This is a genomic window from Paraliobacillus zengyii, assembly GCF_003268595.1.
GTDB classification, from domain to species: domain Bacteria; phylum Bacillota; class Bacilli; order Bacillales; family Amphibacillaceae; genus Paraliobacillus_A; species Paraliobacillus_A zengyii.
In genome coordinates this window covers 866,922-883,382 of sequence record NZ_CP029797.1, presented here as the reverse complement: position 1 = coordinate 883,382, position 16,461 = coordinate 866,922, and the positions used below count along the sequence as shown (strand labels likewise).

Below are 16,461 nucleotides of genomic sequence, written 5' to 3'. Positions count from 1 at the left end.
ATTTCTATTATGTATCCAATATTACAATAAGTTTATCACAAAATAGATATTTCCATGACCATTTTGCACAAAAAACTGCTAATTGATGAAAGTGCATCAATCAGCAGTTTAAGTCTATTATTATATTTCTGTATTTGCATTTATTATACGAACCCCATAAATACCTCCAGCAATATTTCCCTCGGTAGAAGTGAATTTCACCTCTACTTTTTCTTTACTCTTTGTTAGCACAGTTGGAATTGGATAACAAACATCTATTAATTCACCAGCTTTACTCGATATTAATGTTTGTTTCGCAACGTGACTACCATCCACTTCGATAGTGAAATCTCTTTGATAGGCTTTACCGTCGATATAATGCTTACCATCTCCACCATAATACGTTACAAGTAAAAACATTGGCAACTTACCGTCAACAGCCATTTGATAACTAAAATAGCCAACATCTTTTGCGTCACGCCAGCTTTGATGTACAATATTTAAATAACCCGTTTCTGAGTTTTTCGCTTTTACCTGATGATCCTTTTCAGGCTGTTGTTCTCCAGGTTGCACGTGGTCAACAGTGATCGCACGCAATTTTTCCATTGCTTCTTTTTCGTGATCCACAAAGGAAGCAAATTCTTTTTCATTCATCACTTTCCAATACAATGTATATCGTTCATGATGAAGTGCATAAAACGGAACCATTTTCACTATGACAGATCCAGGTTGACCAATAGCCTTTGTCTCAAAGGTCAATGTTTTATCATCAATCAGCTTAATCCATTTATCTAAATCATCTTCTGCTGTTACAAGTGTGGGAACATCTATCAATTTATAATTATTAAATTGCTGATGATCAGCGACAATATCTGTTTCAGGGAAGTTTTCCTTTCCTAACGCACCCGCTAAAACAATTGGTCCATACATGAATGCTTGTTTTTGCGGATCATCTTTCGACACGTATCTGTGTAACTTCATTGGTAAATCGAATACAATCCGATCTCCTGCAGTCCATTCCCGTTTCAACTCAAGATAACCATTTATAACTTCTCCATTAACTAACTCATCGTTTATACGCGTATTCATATTACCTGTTAGCCAATACGGAACACGAATTTTTATTGATAATTCTGCTCCATTTGCCTCTTTAACTAGAATTTCACTCTTATTTCCTGTTGGAAAAGTTGTCTCTTGTACTAATTGAATTTCTTTGTCTTCTAGGGTAATAGTAGAATTAATGAATAAATTCACATAAAGTGCATTGTCTTTTCTTGTATATATATTTTTTGTATATCGTGCAGGATTCTCCATACCTGATCCTGTACAACACCAAAACGAATCATCTGGTGAACAATATACCTTGAAATGTCCTGGTTCTGTTGAGACAAAATAAGTCTTCATTCCAGAATCAGGATCTTGTGAAGCTAAAATGTGATTATATAGACCATTTTCATAATAATCCATATACCTACTATCTGGACTCCAATCAAATAAATACTCGGTAAGCTTTAACATATTATACGTATTACATGTTTCTGTTGTCAGAACACCTAGTGGCTCTGTATCAATTGGACCAAAATGTTCTGCATTACTATTGCCACCTATTACGTATGAGCGGTGATTAATCACTTGCTCCCAAAAAAAGGTTACGAGTTTTTTATAAACTTCATCTCCTGTTACATCATACAATTTCGCAGCACCTATCACTTTTGGAAATTGTGTATTTGCATGTTGTCCTTCTAAATGATCAACACCCTCAATTAATGGGTTGAGAATACTTTGATCACAGAAACGGATAGCCAGATCAAGATATCGAGGATCATTCGTAATCTCATACATATCAGCCATCACTTCATTCATACCACCATATTCACAAGTCAACATTCTTTGAAACTGTTCATCCGTTAACTTTGACAAACCTTTATATGCCCAATCAGATAAGTTCTTAACTACAGCTAGTGCCTGAATATTACCTGTTAGGCGATATGCATCAATTAAACCAGCATAAATTTTATGGATACTATACCAAGGAACCCAAGAGCCACCTAATCCAAAGCTTTCAACTCGAAAATCACCAGTAAATACTTCTTCAAAACAATCTTTAGCGAATCCGCTTACATATCCTTCCGAATCAAATGATTGCAAATAGGATAACTCAGCGACAGCATAATCTAATTTCTCTTTCATCTTTTCATCACCAGTTACATGATACATCATGGCTGCAGCAGAGAGCCAATGACCTATTGAATGACCAGCAATCTCCATCGATTCCCAACCACCATATCGCTTATTCTTTGGTTCTTTACCAATCGCCTCATAACAAGGGGCCACTAATCGATCAACATCTAAATATAATAAATAACTTTTACCTTTTTCTTCTGACTGCTTAAAAAGACCACTATTTAAAACGACCTTATTCATATCTATTCTCCTCACACCATAATTTACTTCTATTATGCGTGTTAACATACATGATTGGAATACACCTAAATATAGAAAACATATCTTATTTTTGTTTTTATATGCTATACTAAAAAGAAACGTGGAGGCTTTATATGTACGCAATAAAACTACCTACCTATCAATTACCTTTAGTTAGAGAAGTTGGTTTTATGACTGATGAAAAAGGGGTTTTAAACCATCCCCATCGTAAACTAGATAATATTAATGTCTTTATTTTTGTTGTTAAAGGAAAAATAGAAGTAATTGAAGATGATAATTTCTATGAACTATCAGCTGGATCCTATCTTTTTTTAAGAAAAAACATAACTCATTGGGGTGCTGGCTCCTATCTTCCAGGGACAAGTTGGTATTATATTCACTTTTATGATCCACCAACGGTAATAGTTCCGTTAGAGGATTATCATAATTTCCAACAAACCTCATTAATTGCAGAAGAAACATATAACCAACAACTACAGTTACCAAAAAAGGGTAGCGTAACTCAACCTGATTTCTACACATTGCAATTAGATAAATTAATTGAGCAAGATAAAAGCCAAGATGAAATTAGACCCCTTCTTTTATCACAAATGACTTATGCATTATTTATTAACTTATATAAGCACTCAAAGGAATCAAAAGTTCTTCCAAGAACACAGCGGATAATTGCGCAATTAACAAAAATATGCAGACAGGCCTCAAAGAAACTATCTGGTAAAGAAATTAGTCAAGCAATGGATATGAATTATGCTTATGTATCGACTATATTTCGAAAAGAAACAGGTAAAAGTATTACACAGTTTCAGAATGAAATATTAATTGAAAAAGCGATGGATTTATTCAAAACGGAAGTAAATAATGTTTCGGAGGTAAGTGAAAAATTAGGTTTTTCAAATGCCTTTTACTTTAGCCGTGTTTTTAAAAAAGTTACAGGAATGGCACCGTCTGTGTATCTCAATCAAAATTACCAAGTAACTCATAAAAATGAGGCTGGGACATAACTAGCCAAAAATAACGAAAAAGGTTCCAATCATCATAGAAAGATGGTCGGAACCTTTTTTTGTTAGATTATATTCAGGCGTTGTTGTACCATGCGCATGTTTAGCGGTGTACTTCCTCAAGTTCACCGCCATGAACGCGAATCCTAATTCATTTTCTACTTTCTTTTTGCCTCTTACCGACATGCGAGTAAAACGCAAATTAGCCTTCAAAAATCCGAAGACTGGTTTCACATCTATTTTTCGTTTACCATAGATTTTACCGGTTTCTTTTTCTGAAAGTTGTTGTTTTGTGTATGCTTTTTGTTGTTCCCATTTTTCGTTGTAATATATCTTTCGATTATTTCCTTCCTTTGCTTTTGTACATTGTGAGCGTAATAGACAATCCGAACAATCTTCACATTCATAGACTCTAAACGCTCGAGTGAAGTTGTCTTTACCTATCCGGTTGGAAAGATACTGGAACATTACTTTTTTGTCATTTGGACAGAGGAAGGAATCAGTCGCTTCATCATACTCCCAGTTCTTTGTGTTAAAAGGATCTTGCTTATATTTCTTTGTCTTCTCTTTTCGATACATATTGTATGTAATTAGTGGAATGCACTCCCGATTAATTAGGACATCATCGTAATTTTGTTCACTTCCATAACCTGCATCAGCGACGATATATTTAGGAAGCTCAAAGACGCTTTCCTCGATTTTATCTAGAAAAGGAATGAATGTGCGTACATCGGTTGGATTAGGAAATACATCATAAGCGAGTGCATATTGTCCTTCTGTCGCAATTTGGACATTATAACCAGCTTTCAATTGGCCATTCTTCATATAATCGTCTTTCATTCGCATAAATGTGGCATCATGATCTGTCTTTGAATAACTGTTACGCTCTTCAAATATGGCCATATCATTTTCGTATTTTTGTTTGCGTGTTGCATAATCCTTAAACCGTTTGCGATATTGTTTTGGTGTTTTGCGTTCAGAACGAAGTTGCTTACGTTCGCTTACATCTTCACTTTCTTCGATCTTTTTGTCGTATGCTTCAACCGTCTTCTCTAGTTTCTCCAAAACTTTTTCGAGTTCCTGGGTGGTTAGTTCTTCCATACTTTCACGTTCGATTTCTGGGATAATTTCGTTTGCTAGCAATTCATCATACATTTGATTTGATTTTTCCACCAAATTGGCACTGTATTTTTCAATCGCTTTTCGCCAAACAAACGTAAATTTGTTGGCATTTGCTTCAATCTTGGTACCATCAATAAGGATCGCTTCTTCATCAATCAGTTCTTCTTTCACCAGCTGGCATCGAAATTGCACAAAACATTGGCGTAACAGGTCTTGTACTTCTTGATTGACTCGAAAACGGTTAATTGTACGATAGCTTGGCTCATAACCTTGCGCTAACCACATCATACGTATACTATCTTTCAGTAATGCTTCAATTTTTCTCCCAGAGAAAACAGATTGCGTATAAGCACATAAAATAACCTTCATCATCATTCGTGGATGATAAGCAGGACAACCTGTTTCATGTAAGAAAACAGAAAAAGCTTTATCTGGTATTTGTTCAACTAAGTCATGGATTGTATAGGCAATATCATTTTTTTGTAATTTTATTTCTAAATCTAACGGCAAAATTACTTGATTCATGTTATAATCTTTAAACATAAGGATACCTCCGATAGTTATTGTTTCGTCACTTTAATTTTATCAGAAGGTATCCTTTTTTACTTACTAAAATTTTCGATTTCATAAAAAAGTTGCACCCTCCAACCATAAATTTGGAAAGGTGCAACTTTTTATTGTTTATCTGGGTTTTGTCCCAGCCTCTTTTTTCTAGATGCTTTTATGGTAATTTAGTATCCACCGAAGCCCCATGAAGCACCAATGATAATTAGTAAGATGAATAAAACAACAATCAACGCAAATCCAGAACCATAACTATATCCTGCACTCATCTTTATAACCCCTCCTTTGTTTATTACACTTATAGAATATGTAATAAGCCCCAGAATGGAAGTCTAAACGAAAAAAATGGGTGTTTTACTTAGTTTTAAACGTTTCTAGCCCTTCATAAGCGTATTATATGGTATATTTACCAATCAAAGGAAGTCTTTTACACTATAATATTTACCATTGATTACTTGTTCTGGTTTAAATAAGATCGAAGTTAGAACTTCTGCAACTGCATCAGTATTTCTTAATTGATTTTCGGTTTTATATTGCTTAAACTGTTCAACATCTTGAAATGCTTCTTTACTTGATAAACGGATTTCGCTTTGCATTTCTGTATCCATAATACTAGGATCAAATAAAATGACTTTATTTTTCGTTTTCAATTGTGCTTGTTCTAATGCGACAGATTCCGTAAAACGATTTAATCCTGCTTTACTTGCACTGTATGCGCTCCAGCCATAGACGGAGCGATCTGCTGCACCAGATGTAACAGTAGCAATAATTAGTGGAATATCTGTTTTTTGGGCTTTATTTAAAAATAAACTAGTCGTTATCATCGGTGCAATTAAATTAACATGCATATGGGAATTTATAGCTTCCATTGTGTGTTTATCAGAAGTGTCAATAGGATTAACTACTCCTGCGTTATGAATAAGGTATACGTAGGCAGTCTTTCTTTTAAATAGCTGTTCCGCAATTGTTGAAAACACTTTTTCTACTTGTTCTGCATTTGCTAAATTACATGCATGGTGTTCATACGTTCCTGGTGAACTTTCAGTCATTTTCTTTAATTTACTATCCATTTTTCTAGAAATCCCAAATACATGCATTCCTTGTTCAATACATAGTTTAGCGAGGGACGCTCCTAAGCCTCTTGAAGTACCTGTTATAACTGCATATTTCATCCTTCAACCTCCTAGTTCATTCTATTATACATAATGGTAATACTTTGGTGAAACAACTTCCAGTTAAAAATGCACCTCCAAATTTTGGGAGGTGCATTCCTTTATAATTTTGAGACTTTAATTGCTTGTTCAAATACATCAATAATATCTGCTGCATCCTCAATACCAACAGATATACGAACTAGTCCCTCTGTGATACCTAACTCATCCTGTGATTCTTTAGGTAAAGCGCGATGAGATGTGGTCAATGGATAAGAAACCGATGTTTCTACACCCGCTAAAGTTGGCACAATCTTTACCCAATCTAATGATTGAAAGAACTTATTAATATCACAATTACCTGTAACATCAATAGAAACAATTGCTCCATTTCCATTAGTAGCAACATTTTTAGGATAATAAACTTTAGTAACAGCATTATTCTTAGCTAATGCATCAGCTAATGCCTGTGCATTTTTTACATGCCGTTCCATTCGTACGCTAAGTGTTTTAATACCACGACATGCTAACCAAGCCTCAAACGGACTTAAGTTCGTACCGATATTCACGACCTTTGATTTGGCCTTATCAATTAAATCTACATCACCAACAAGTACTCCTGCTGTTACATCGCTATGACCGCCTAAATATTTAGTCGCACTATGTACAACTAAGTTAACTCCATCTGTATATGGACGACATAAATAGGGTGTAGCAAATGTATTATCAATCATGGTAAATATATCATTCTTTTTAGCGAGCTTAACAAGAGACGTTATATCTTCAACACGAAGTAATGGATTTGTTACAGACTCGGAATATAATAGCTTCGTATTCTCACGGATATGTTGTTCCAACTCATCAACCTTTTCAAAATTAACAAAGGTAACTTCTATCCCAAAATCAGCTAATTCATGTGCTAACAACTGATAAGTCCCACCGTAAATATCTGTAGATGCTAAAATATGATCCCCTGATTTAGCGATAGCTAAAATTCCGACTAAAATAGCTGAAAGACCAGAAGAAGTTGCAAGCCCTTTAGGTGCACTTTCTAATTGGGCAACAGCAGATCCAAGTTCATCAGTATTCGGATTACCCACTCTTGAATACAAATAGTCTTTTTCCCCCTGATAAAAACCCTCTAAATCATCTAAATCGGAAAACTTAAAAGCTGTTGTTTGATAAATTGGTGTTACTTTGCTATCTATAACGTTCTTATTTTTTAAAGCTAAATGCACGGACTTTGTATCGAATTGTTGACCCACTATTCTCTCTCCCCTTTTAACGTGTTAGTTACTACTTTATCCTACTATGAAGAATAAAACCATTCTTTACATCTTTTCTTCCATCTGATGCTGATAGACAGTTAAGTCAATTTTAGATGTTTTATGAAATAGAATACCTTCTTGTTCAAGTAACCACTTTTGTGATGCATAACCTTCTCCTTGCAAACTAATTTCACCTTTACTATTTATCACACGGTGCCAAGGTAATTTGTACTTCTTGCTCATACTATGTAAAATACGGGATACTTGTCTTGCCGCTCTTGGATTTCCTGCTACACGTGCTATTTGACCATAAGACATAACTTTTCCTTCTGGTATATTTCGAATGATATCAATAATAACCTGTGTGAAGTCTTCCATTCTTTGATCGGTCCCTTTTCTTAATACTTTCACACTAGTATATCACGATTAAAAATAGAAATAAATAAAAGCCATTTCCTCAAATAATACATGGAAATAGCTTTTATTTACTCCTATTTATGACGGCCGTCATATCAATGTACCTCCATTCCTAAATTAGGTTTCTACTTCGGTCGCCTGTCATTAATCTGATTCTCTAATTCATAAACATTACACAAAAGATTTAACCTCCTTCCTTTTCTTGATAATATAAGTGTATCGTTTATAAATAGCTTTCAAAACCATAGTAAGCTTGAATTAGATTACGTCTGTGGACTGATTTTTTTCTCAGACCAAAAAAAATAACCCGTTGTTATCTCAATGAGATAACAACGGGTTATTGATTAAATTAATGTGCTGCATGTCCAGTAGTTAAGACCCATATTGAACCTGCTACGATAACAAGCGCCATGAAAATAGCAAATGCAACATTAATAATGTTAATACCACCTGATTTACCTTCAGTAACATGCATAAACATAATTAGCTGAACTAAGGCTTGAAAAATAGCTAAAATACCGATAATGACCATCTTAACCGATGCTGCAAAAGTAGTTTCATAAACAACTAATACTGCTGCGACTGTTAATACAATTGACAAAACAAAACCAACTACGTGATTCATCGGAAATAAAGTTTGTTTTTTCATCTTACATCAACACTCCTCTCAAATAGACAAAGGTAAGGATGAAGATCCAAACAACATCTAAAAAGTGCCAATATAGACTTGCTATAAAGAATTTACGAGAAGTCACTGGTGTAATACCTCTTTGAACCAATTGAATGATTAACATCGTGATCCAAACAATACCAAACGATACGTGTGCCCCGTGTGTACCTAATAAGGTAAAGAAAGCAGATGTAAATGCACTTGTTTGCAACGTCGCACCTTCATGCACATAATGAATGAACTCATTAATTTCCATATACATGAAGCCAGCTCCAAGTAACAAGGTAATCACAGTAAAAATGAGCATCCCCTTAAGGTTGTTATGACGCATTTGATGCAGCGCCAATCCCATTGTGAAACTACTTGTTAAAAGTAAAAAGGTTTCAATTAATACGTCATTTAAGACAAAGATTTCAGCTAATGTTGGTCCATCAGCTGTGCCACCTTCTAATACAAAGTAGCCAGCAAATAGAGTAGCAAACAAGACAATCTCTGCACCTAGGAATAACCAAAAACCTAAAATATTCATTTCATTTTGATGCGTACTATACTCTAACGGTGTTGATGTTTGTGATGCCATTATAGATCACCTCTCCACTTACGTTCTGTTTCTAATACCTTTTTAGCTGGGATATGATAACCGTCATCATAATCAAATGAACTAGCAATCAAACCAGCAATTATCGCAATAGAGAAAATAGCTGCTAAGGTAAACCATTCAAATATTAAGAAGAAACCGACAATACCAAATGCCACACTCATGATAATTGGAATTCCTGAGTTACTTGGCATATGAATATCTTTTATCTCCTCTTTCTTCAGCTTGTTCTTGCCTTCTTTTTTATTTTTCCAAAACTGATCTAATTCAGTTACTTCAGGCGTTACAGCAAAGTTATATTCTTGAACAGGTGATGCTGTATCCCATTCTAGGGTACGCGCATCCCAAGGATCTCCTCCGATATCACGCGATGCATAACGGAAACTCCAATAAATGTTATAAACTAAGGCAGCAAAACCTGCTGCTAGCACTAAAGAGCCAATAGCTGAGAATCCTAAATACGGTGCCCAACCTGTACTCTCTGAATAAGTGTACATACGACGTGACATTCCATCTAATCCAACAAAGAACATTGGCATAAATGTCATGTTAAATCCAATTACAAATAACCAGAAATGCCATTTACCAATTCTTTCATTCAAAGTGAATCCAAACATTTTTGGCCACCAATAATATAAACCAGCAAATACTGCGAATACAACACCAGGAATTAATACATAGTGAAAGTGTGCCACTAAGAACATTGTGTTGTGATACTGATAATCAGCCGCTGCCATTGCTAACATAACACCAGTTACCCCACCAATAGTGAAACAAGGAATAAATGCTAGCGACCACATCATCGCGTTGGTAAATTGGATTCGGCCCTTCCTCATCGTGAATAGCCAGTTAAATATTTTGACACCAGTAGGGATCGCAATCATCATCGTTGTTACCGAAAAGACTGAGTTTACTGCTGCACTATTACCCATTGTATAGAAATGGTGTACCCAAACTAGCATACTTAAAAATGCAATAGCTACAATAGAAATTACCATTGTTTTATAACCAAACAAGTTCTTTCTTGAGAAAGTTGCAATAATTTCTGAATACATACCAAACGCAGGTAAAACTACTATATACACTTCAGGATGTCCCCAAAGCCAGAATAGATTTAACCATAGCATTGGGTCTCCTCCAGCTGCTACTGTAAAGAAATGAGCCCCAAACATTCTATCAAGTGTCATCATTAATAAAGCGATCGTTAAAATCGGAAATGCAGCTACAATTAAAACCGATGTAACTAATGAAGTCCACGTAAACATAGGCATCTTCATCAATGTCATTCCTGGAGCTCTCATTTTAAGAATCGTTACAATAAAGTTAATTCCAGTTGCAAGTGTTCCAATACCAGCAATTTGCAGTGCAATTGCATAGAAGTTATTTCCTATGTCAGGTGAGAATTCCACACCTGCTAACGGAAAGTAATTTGTCCAACCTGCATCGGGAGAACCACCAATTACAAAAGAAATATTAAATAACATTGCAGCACCGAAAAACAACCAAAAACTTAAAGCATTTAATTTCGGGAATGCAACGTCACGCGCTCCAATTTGTAAAGGTAGAACCACGTTCATAATACCGATCAGTAGAGGCATAGCCATGAATAGAATCATTACGACACCATGTGTTGTAAATATCTCATCATAATGCTGTCCGTCTAAAAGTTCCAATCCAGGCCGTGATGTTTGTGCACGCATCATCAGACCATCTACTCCACCACGGAAAAACATTAACACACCGGCAATAATATACATTATTCCGATTTTCTTATGATCTACTGTAGTAAACCACTCTTGCCAAAGATACTTCCATTTTTTTAAATAACTAATAAGTGCAACCAATCCGATAATTGTTAAACCAATCGCAATTTGGGATAAGAAAATAATCGGATCACCAGTTACAAAAAATTCATCTAATTTCATATGCTTCTCACCCCCAACTTAATGTCCATCATGTCCTTCATGTTCTGATTCATCCATATCCATTTCTTCATTACTTTGTTCTGATTCAGACTCATCTTGCTCTTCGTCAGTCTCAGTATCTGTAATAGATACGTCCGAATCTTCTTCATCTATCTCGCCTTCTTGTTCATAAAGATGTGTTTCATAATCTTCTGGATTAATGTATTCTTCTGAACCACCATGTGCGTGGTCAATCCATTGTAGATGTGTTTCATTATATGTCTTACGTCCAATAATACTTGGCGTAAGAATTTCTCGATATTCATCTTCCGTTAAGACATTTGCCGTGTTTTTTACATCAGAAACCCATTCATTAAAGTCTTCTGCTGATTCCGCAACAACTTCAAAAGACATATGTGCATAACCTTCACCGTTAAAGTTTGTGTTTCTTCCAATATATTCACCTGGACGATCAGCTACTAGATACAGTTGTGTCTGCATGTTAGCCATTGTATACTTCTGGCCTGCAAGAGACGGAACCCAAAACGATTGCATTGTTCCAGCAGATGTCATTTTAAATTGAATAGGGCGATCAGCAGGAATATTAACATAATTTACTGTTTCAATATCTTGCTCTGGATAGCTAAAAATCCATTTCCAGTCTGCAGAAGTAACGTGAATAACTAGAGGTTCTTGATCATCATAACCCTCTGGAATATCTTCAACATCTGAAATTGTAATTATAGTTGGTATAGTTAAAGCAACAACGATCAACACAGGAATTAAGAACCATGTGATTTCTAACGCTGTACTTCCCTCCTCATGTGGAGGTTCATAATCTTCATTTTCTGGTTTTGCACGATACTTCCAAACAATGAAACCAAATAAAACGAATACTACTATAACAATTAATAGCATGAAAATAATAGAGAATATAATTAATTCAGTTAAATTTCGTGCCACTGGTCCTTGTGGATCAAAAACCGTAAGCGTTGATTCACAACCAGTTAACGTTAATGTAGCTAATAGTATTGCCGTGATATAAAATATAGTACGAATACGCTTCATTACATCTTCTCCTTTCTTTCAACCAAATAGTAATCTATTACAGATTTTTGCACATAACAAGAGTTATTATACTTAAATGAACACAAAGTGTAAATAATAGTGTTGCCAAATCTTATTCTAACAATTATCCGCAAATAAGTAACACATTACATTAAAGTGTCACAAAAAGTTCATATTTGAGAAAAAGTTTTAAAAAAACTAAACCATAATATTTATAGATTTAGCATTTATTTTTTGACAAACAAAACACGATTCCAAAAAAAGACAGATTTATTCCCATAATAAAAGCCTGGATAAATTAATCCAAGCAACATTTCCATTCTTATATAGTAGTTATATCTTCCTCAACCTGCATATACTCTTTATTAAAATAATCTATAAAAGCTGTAGCATAAAATGGATCGAATTGAGTTCCTGCGCAATCACGTAATTCATCTAATGCATCATTATATGATTTCGTCTTTTGATAAGGTCTTTCAGTAGTCATGGCATCAAATGAGTCAATAACACATAATATCCTAGCTAACTTAGGTATTTCTTCAGCTTTTTTACCATATGGATAACCTTTTCCATCAAATCGCTCATGGTGCAATTCAACTAAAGGTACTAATGATGCATTTTTTTTATCAACTTGTATAATTTCTCTTCCCCATGTAACATGTTGTTTCACAGTATTCCATTCTTCAGCTGTTAATTTACCAGTTTTATTAATAATTTCTCTAGGTACCTCAAGTTTTCCTATATCATGAACAAGTGCCCCTAGGGAAAGTATCTTTTTATCTTGCTCATTAAGTAATAGATATTTACCAAACTCTACTGCAAACTTAAATACACGTTTACTATGTCTATATGTATAGATATCTTTTGCTAATAGTAATTTTAACTGCTGTTCCAATTCTTCTAAAGAAGCTGTAATTTCCAATGGCTCAAATTCGTGACCGTATATGTGTGTATTGTTTTTTCCTTGTTCTTTTGCATAATACATCGCCTGATCTGCATGCGTTAAAAATTCAGTCGGATTATACATTTCTATATTCCACTCTATAATACCAGCTGAGAATGATAAACATCCGTATGGTAACCTTTCTACTCCATCTACATATGTATTATTTAATTCTTTTCTAATGCACTCAATAAAATCATTAGCCTGGTTTTCTGTCGTTTCGGGCATTAAAATCACAAATTCTTCCCCACCATACCTTGCCACTACATAATCTTTCTCTTTACATTTTTCTATCAATATTTCGCCAAATAAAGTTAATACATGATCACCCTTCATATGTCCATTACTATCATTAAATATCTTAAAATCATCAATATCCAACATAGCCATAGATAACGGTTTGTTGATAGTAATCTGTTTCATTTCCTCAAACTTTTCATTTAGTATTTCTTTAAAATAGCCATGGTTATAAAGACCCGTTAAGTGATCCATATTTGCCTTGGTTTTTACTGACTCGTAAAGAGAGAAATATTGCTTGAAAACAATCGATAACAATATTGATATAACTGCAAATAACGCCAACCCAAAAACCCCTGAAGAATCCATTAAATATCCTAATACTAAAGATAATACTAGTGTGACAACATAACTTTCTAAAGTACCCTTTAACATGCCATCTAATACACCTATTAAACTCTTTTTATCAGATATCCAAAAGTACGTCGATATTATTAATGAATTCACGAAAAAGTAAATCAAAAATGACGCTAAGTATGCAAATAAATTAATGAAGTTTATTGAACCAATAGTACCATTAAAAAATAAAAATACATAATAAGTGCTTATTAACATAATAGTATACGCTGAGAAATTAAATAGATGTTTACTCCAATTTATTCGTTTTTCATAGAAAGAATATATTAAACTACTAAATAACAACACATTTAAAGAAAATTCAATACCAAATAGAAAAAGGCAAGCCAGAAATATTGCAGTATCCATAGATAATGAATTTCCTTTTGGTGGTAAAACAATAACATACTTAAAAAGAAGCAAAGTAACACCAATCAAGGCGTATCCCATAATCCAATCATAGAGCGATTGAAAGCCAATATCTCCTACCATCAAATACGCAATAATTCCAACCAATCCTATACTAGCAATATATAGATGGGTATAATTTTTAAAAGATATCAACTCTCAACACCACTCTCAATTAGATTATTAATATAAAAATTGATGACTCTTAAATCAATCTGAATCCTGACGTTAATCCTACCAAAAGTGTACCAATAATAATAGCATTGATTACTACTCCAGTAATTTTAATTCCAGTGTTGCTTTGCATAGCTTTTTTCATTTGATTTCACCTCCTTTAAGTTGCATTGAGATAATTTCCTCTTCTGTTGGCTTGTCCTTCAACATTTTATCTTGAATAAAGAAGAAAATACCAATATTCATAATGACATCACCAATACTAATAACTTGATCTCTTGGATAAGGTGATGTGATAGGAATAATATCACCCAAAAATGCTAGTCTAGTAGATTCTGTTAAAAGCGCATGCTTTCCATAGAATCCATTTTTAATTGCTTCCATATACATTGGATCTAATATTGTAGAAGCCTCTTCAGAAACTGGCATGCGCCCACCATTTATGGCCATAACAATGAAATTTAATAACACACCAATCATTATTAGATTAAAACCGGCATTTTTTCGGTTAAGCCAAAGGAAGAACAAACCAACTATATAAACAAAGATAAATATTGTGTTGCTCCATTCACCTAGAATAGGTAATTGGTTTTGAAAATTAAAAACTAAAATTTGAATGATTAAGATAATCGGAAAAATCCATCCCCAACGAAATAAAGGCTCTGTTAAAAACTTTAAATTACCTTTTCGGATAAATCCAACAATTATAGCAAATAAAATACCATCATATACCATATAATTTTCTCCAATACTGAACTTTAATAAGAAACAATACATCAAAAATCTAAATACAAATTTGTATATATTTATACATTAATGCTAATTATAAGATAATTCAAATCAATTTTTTTGAATACTTTTAACATAATTAGGTAAAATGACCTATTATAAAATCATATTTACAAATTTTCTTGCATAAATTGTTCAAAAAAGGCGTAATCTACAAGCTAAATTAACTTAAATAGGTTTAATTAGGTACAAAGTTCTATTTGTTCGACAAAAAGCGTGTACCCTCTACTTTTAAGAAGATACACGCTTTTATTATTCAGCTAACGCTGTTTCAATTGCTTTTAAATTCCGTTCCATTAATGTAAAGTAATCTTCACTATTATCTATATCTTCCTCAGTTAATACAGAAAGATTATGCAATTCTAATGACTCAACACCAGTTTCTTGTTGGATAACAGTTGCTACTTTTGGTGTGATATTTTGCTCAAAAAACAAATAGTGAATGTCATTTTCTTCAACTTCCTCAATGATATTCTCTAATTCCTTTTGTGATGGTTCATCTGAAGAAGTTATACCAGAAATCGCCAATTGTTCGATTCCATATGCCTTTTCCCAATATCCGTAAGCTGCATGTGAGACTAAAATTTCATTTTGATCATAACCTTCAATCGTGTCATGGAAATTACTATCTAAACTTTCCAATCTTGAAACTAAGTCTTGATAATTCGCTTCAAAAGTTTCTTCTTGTTCTGGCATTTTTGCTACTAATTCTTCTTTAATGTTTTCTGCCAGCGAAACGGAAAGCATTGGGTCTAGCCATACGTGTGGATCAACATCTCCGTGATCGTGACCATCATCCTCTGTACTTTCTGCTTCTTCCTCTTCGTATGTATGCTCTTCACTTTCTTCTTCATCGTGCGCGTGTTCTTCGCTTTCTTCTTCATGTTCGTGTTCGTAGTTTAATAGATCTAAACCTTCTGCAGCTTCAACCATTTCTACATCTTCATCAATTAAAGCTTGTTGAATCTTTTCAGCGTATGCCTCTAAATCAGCACCATTGTAAATAAATAAATCTGCTGTTGCAATATCAACCATTGTTTTCGATGTTGGTTCATATGTATGTGCGTCTGCTCCAGCGGGTAAGATAGAAGTTACTTCAACATATGAGCCACCAATTTCGTTTGCAAAATATTCTAATGGATATAAGGTCGTATAAATTTGTAGTTTTTCCTCTTCTGAATCGGTTCCAGATACTGCTTCTGACTCAGACTCCGCTTGTTCCTCACTACCACAAGCTACCAATAGTCCACCAACTAACATAAATAATGTAAATCGCATTAATAATTTCATTTCTTAAGTCTCTCCCCCGTATATTTGCTTTATATGGATT

Annotated in this window: 13 protein-coding genes and 1 pseudogene; 1 reads left to right on the top strand and 13 read right to left on the bottom strand. The window is 34.1% G+C overall.

What is annotated here, in order from left to right; all coding sequences use genetic code 11:
• Positions 1-120 precede the first annotated feature (120 nt).
• Positions 121-2,403, bottom strand: a complete 2,283-nt coding sequence (locus tag DM447_RS04385; protein ID WP_112180062.1) for a glycoside hydrolase family 127 protein — start codon at positions 2,401-2,403, stop codon at positions 121-123.
• Positions 2,404-2,537: 134 nt separating this feature from the next.
• Between DM447_RS04385 and DM447_RS04380 the strand changes: the two genes are divergently transcribed.
• Entirely contained in the window at positions 2,538-3,425 is an 888-nt protein-coding gene (locus tag DM447_RS04380) for an AraC family transcriptional regulator (protein ID WP_112180061.1), read from the top strand.
• Here DM447_RS04380 and DM447_RS04375 read toward each other — a convergent pair.
• From DM447_RS04375 to DM447_RS04320, 12 genes and pseudogenes are all read right to left on the bottom strand, one after another.
• Positions 3,379-5,087 (bottom strand): annotated as a pseudogene (locus DM447_RS04375) (IS1182 family transposase). The gene DM447_RS04380 and the pseudogene DM447_RS04375 overlap by 47 nt on opposite strands.
• A 188-nt stretch (positions 5,088-5,275) precedes the next feature.
• The gene (locus tag DM447_RS04370; RefSeq protein ID WP_112180060.1) at positions 5,276-5,377 is read right to left on the bottom strand and encodes a YjcZ family sporulation protein; all 102 of its coding nucleotides are present in this window, start codon (positions 5,375-5,377) and stop codon (positions 5,276-5,278) included.
• A gap of 144 nt (positions 5,378-5,521) precedes the next feature.
• Positions 5,522-6,280 carry a (S)-benzoin forming benzil reductase gene (locus tag DM447_RS04365; RefSeq protein WP_112180059.1) on the bottom strand — a complete coding sequence of 253 codons (759 nt, stop codon included), beginning with the start codon at positions 6,278-6,280 and terminating at the stop codon, positions 5,522-5,524.
• 101 nt (positions 6,281-6,381) lie between these two features.
• The gene (locus tag DM447_RS04360) at positions 6,382-7,524 is read right to left on the bottom strand and encodes a trans-sulfuration enzyme family protein (RefSeq protein WP_112180058.1); all 1,143 of its coding nucleotides are present in this window, start codon (positions 7,522-7,524) and stop codon (positions 6,382-6,384) included.
• Positions 7,525-7,590: 66 nt separating this feature from the next.
• Entirely contained in the window at positions 7,591-7,905 is a 315-nt protein-coding gene (locus DM447_RS04355; RefSeq protein ID WP_112180057.1) for an MGMT family protein, read from the bottom strand.
• A gap of 388 nt (positions 7,906-8,293) precedes the next feature.
• Positions 8,294-8,593 carry a cytochrome aa3 quinol oxidase subunit IV gene (gene qoxD / locus DM447_RS04350; RefSeq protein ID WP_112180056.1) on the bottom strand — a complete coding sequence of 100 codons (300 nt, stop codon included), beginning with the start codon at positions 8,591-8,593 and terminating at the stop codon, positions 8,294-8,296.
• Position 8,594: 1 nt separating this feature from the next.
• On the bottom strand, positions 8,595-9,194 hold the full coding sequence (gene qoxC / locus DM447_RS04345) for a cytochrome aa3 quinol oxidase subunit III (protein ID WP_112180055.1): 600 nt from the start codon (positions 9,192-9,194) through the stop codon (positions 8,595-8,597).
• Positions 9,194-11,137 (bottom strand): cytochrome aa3 quinol oxidase subunit I, encoded by a 1,944-nt coding sequence (gene qoxB / locus DM447_RS04340; RefSeq protein ID WP_112180054.1) that lies wholly within the window; start codon positions 11,135-11,137, stop codon positions 9,194-9,196. The genes qoxC and qoxB overlap by 1 nt, the downstream gene beginning before the upstream one ends.
• An 18-nt stretch (positions 11,138-11,155) precedes the next feature.
• Positions 11,156-12,184, bottom strand: a complete 1,029-nt coding sequence (qoxA, locus tag DM447_RS04335; RefSeq protein WP_112180053.1) for a cytochrome aa3 quinol oxidase subunit II — start codon at positions 12,182-12,184, stop codon at positions 11,156-11,158.
• Between the two features lie 322 nt (positions 12,185-12,506).
• Entirely contained in the window at positions 12,507-14,252 is a 1,746-nt protein-coding gene (locus tag DM447_RS04330; RefSeq protein ID WP_112182656.1) for a diguanylate cyclase, read from the bottom strand.
• Positions 14,253-14,483: 231 nt separating this feature from the next.
• Complete coding sequence (locus tag DM447_RS04325; protein WP_112180052.1) at positions 14,484-15,077, bottom strand: DUF5317 domain-containing protein; 594 nt, start codon at positions 15,075-15,077, stop codon at positions 14,484-14,486.
• A gap of 306 nt (positions 15,078-15,383) precedes the next feature.
• On the bottom strand, positions 15,384-16,421 hold the full coding sequence (locus DM447_RS04320) for a metal ABC transporter solute-binding protein, Zn/Mn family (RefSeq protein WP_112180051.1): 1,038 nt from the start codon (positions 16,419-16,421) through the stop codon (positions 15,384-15,386).
• Between the last annotated feature and the right edge of the window lie 40 nt (positions 16,422-16,461).

Bases quoted from the DNA above. Each gene is read 5' to 3' on its own strand.
- DM447_RS04385 (WP_112180062.1), bottom strand. From the start codon at position 2,403: ATGAATAAGGTCGTTTTAAATAGTGGTCTTTTTAAGCAGTCAGAAGAA.
- DM447_RS04380 (WP_112180061.1), top strand. From the start codon at position 2,538: ATGTACGCAATAAAACTACCTACCTATCAATTACCTTTAGTTAGAGAA.
- DM447_RS04370 (WP_112180060.1), bottom strand. From the start codon at position 5,377: ATGAGTGCAGGATATAGTTATGGTTCTGGATTTGCGTTGATTGTTGTT.
- DM447_RS04365 (WP_112180059.1), bottom strand. From the start codon at position 6,280: ATGAAATATGCAGTTATAACAGGTACTTCAAGAGGCTTAGGAGCGTCC.
- DM447_RS04355 (WP_112180057.1), bottom strand. From the start codon at position 7,905: ATGGAAGACTTCACACAGGTTATTATTGATATCATTCGAAATATACCA.
- qoxD (WP_112180056.1), bottom strand. From the start codon at position 8,593: ATGAAAAAACAAACTTTATTTCCGATGAATCACGTAGTTGGTTTTGTT.
- qoxC (WP_112180055.1), bottom strand. From the start codon at position 9,194: ATGGCATCACAAACATCAACACCGTTAGAGTATAGTACGCATCAAAAT.
- qoxB (WP_112180054.1), bottom strand. From the start codon at position 11,137: ATGAAATTAGATGAATTTTTTGTAACTGGTGATCCGATTATTTTCTTA.
- qoxA (WP_112180053.1), bottom strand. From the start codon at position 12,184: ATGAAGCGTATTCGTACTATATTTTATATCACGGCAATACTATTAGCT.
- DM447_RS04330 (WP_112182656.1), bottom strand. From the start codon at position 14,252: ATGGTAGGAGATATTGGCTTTCAATCGCTCTATGATTGGATTATGGGA.
- DM447_RS04325 (WP_112180052.1), bottom strand. From the start codon at position 15,077: ATGGTATATGATGGTATTTTATTTGCTATAATTGTTGGATTTATCCGA.
- DM447_RS04320 (WP_112180051.1), bottom strand. From the start codon at position 16,421: ATGAAATTATTAATGCGATTTACATTATTTATGTTAGTTGGTGGACTA.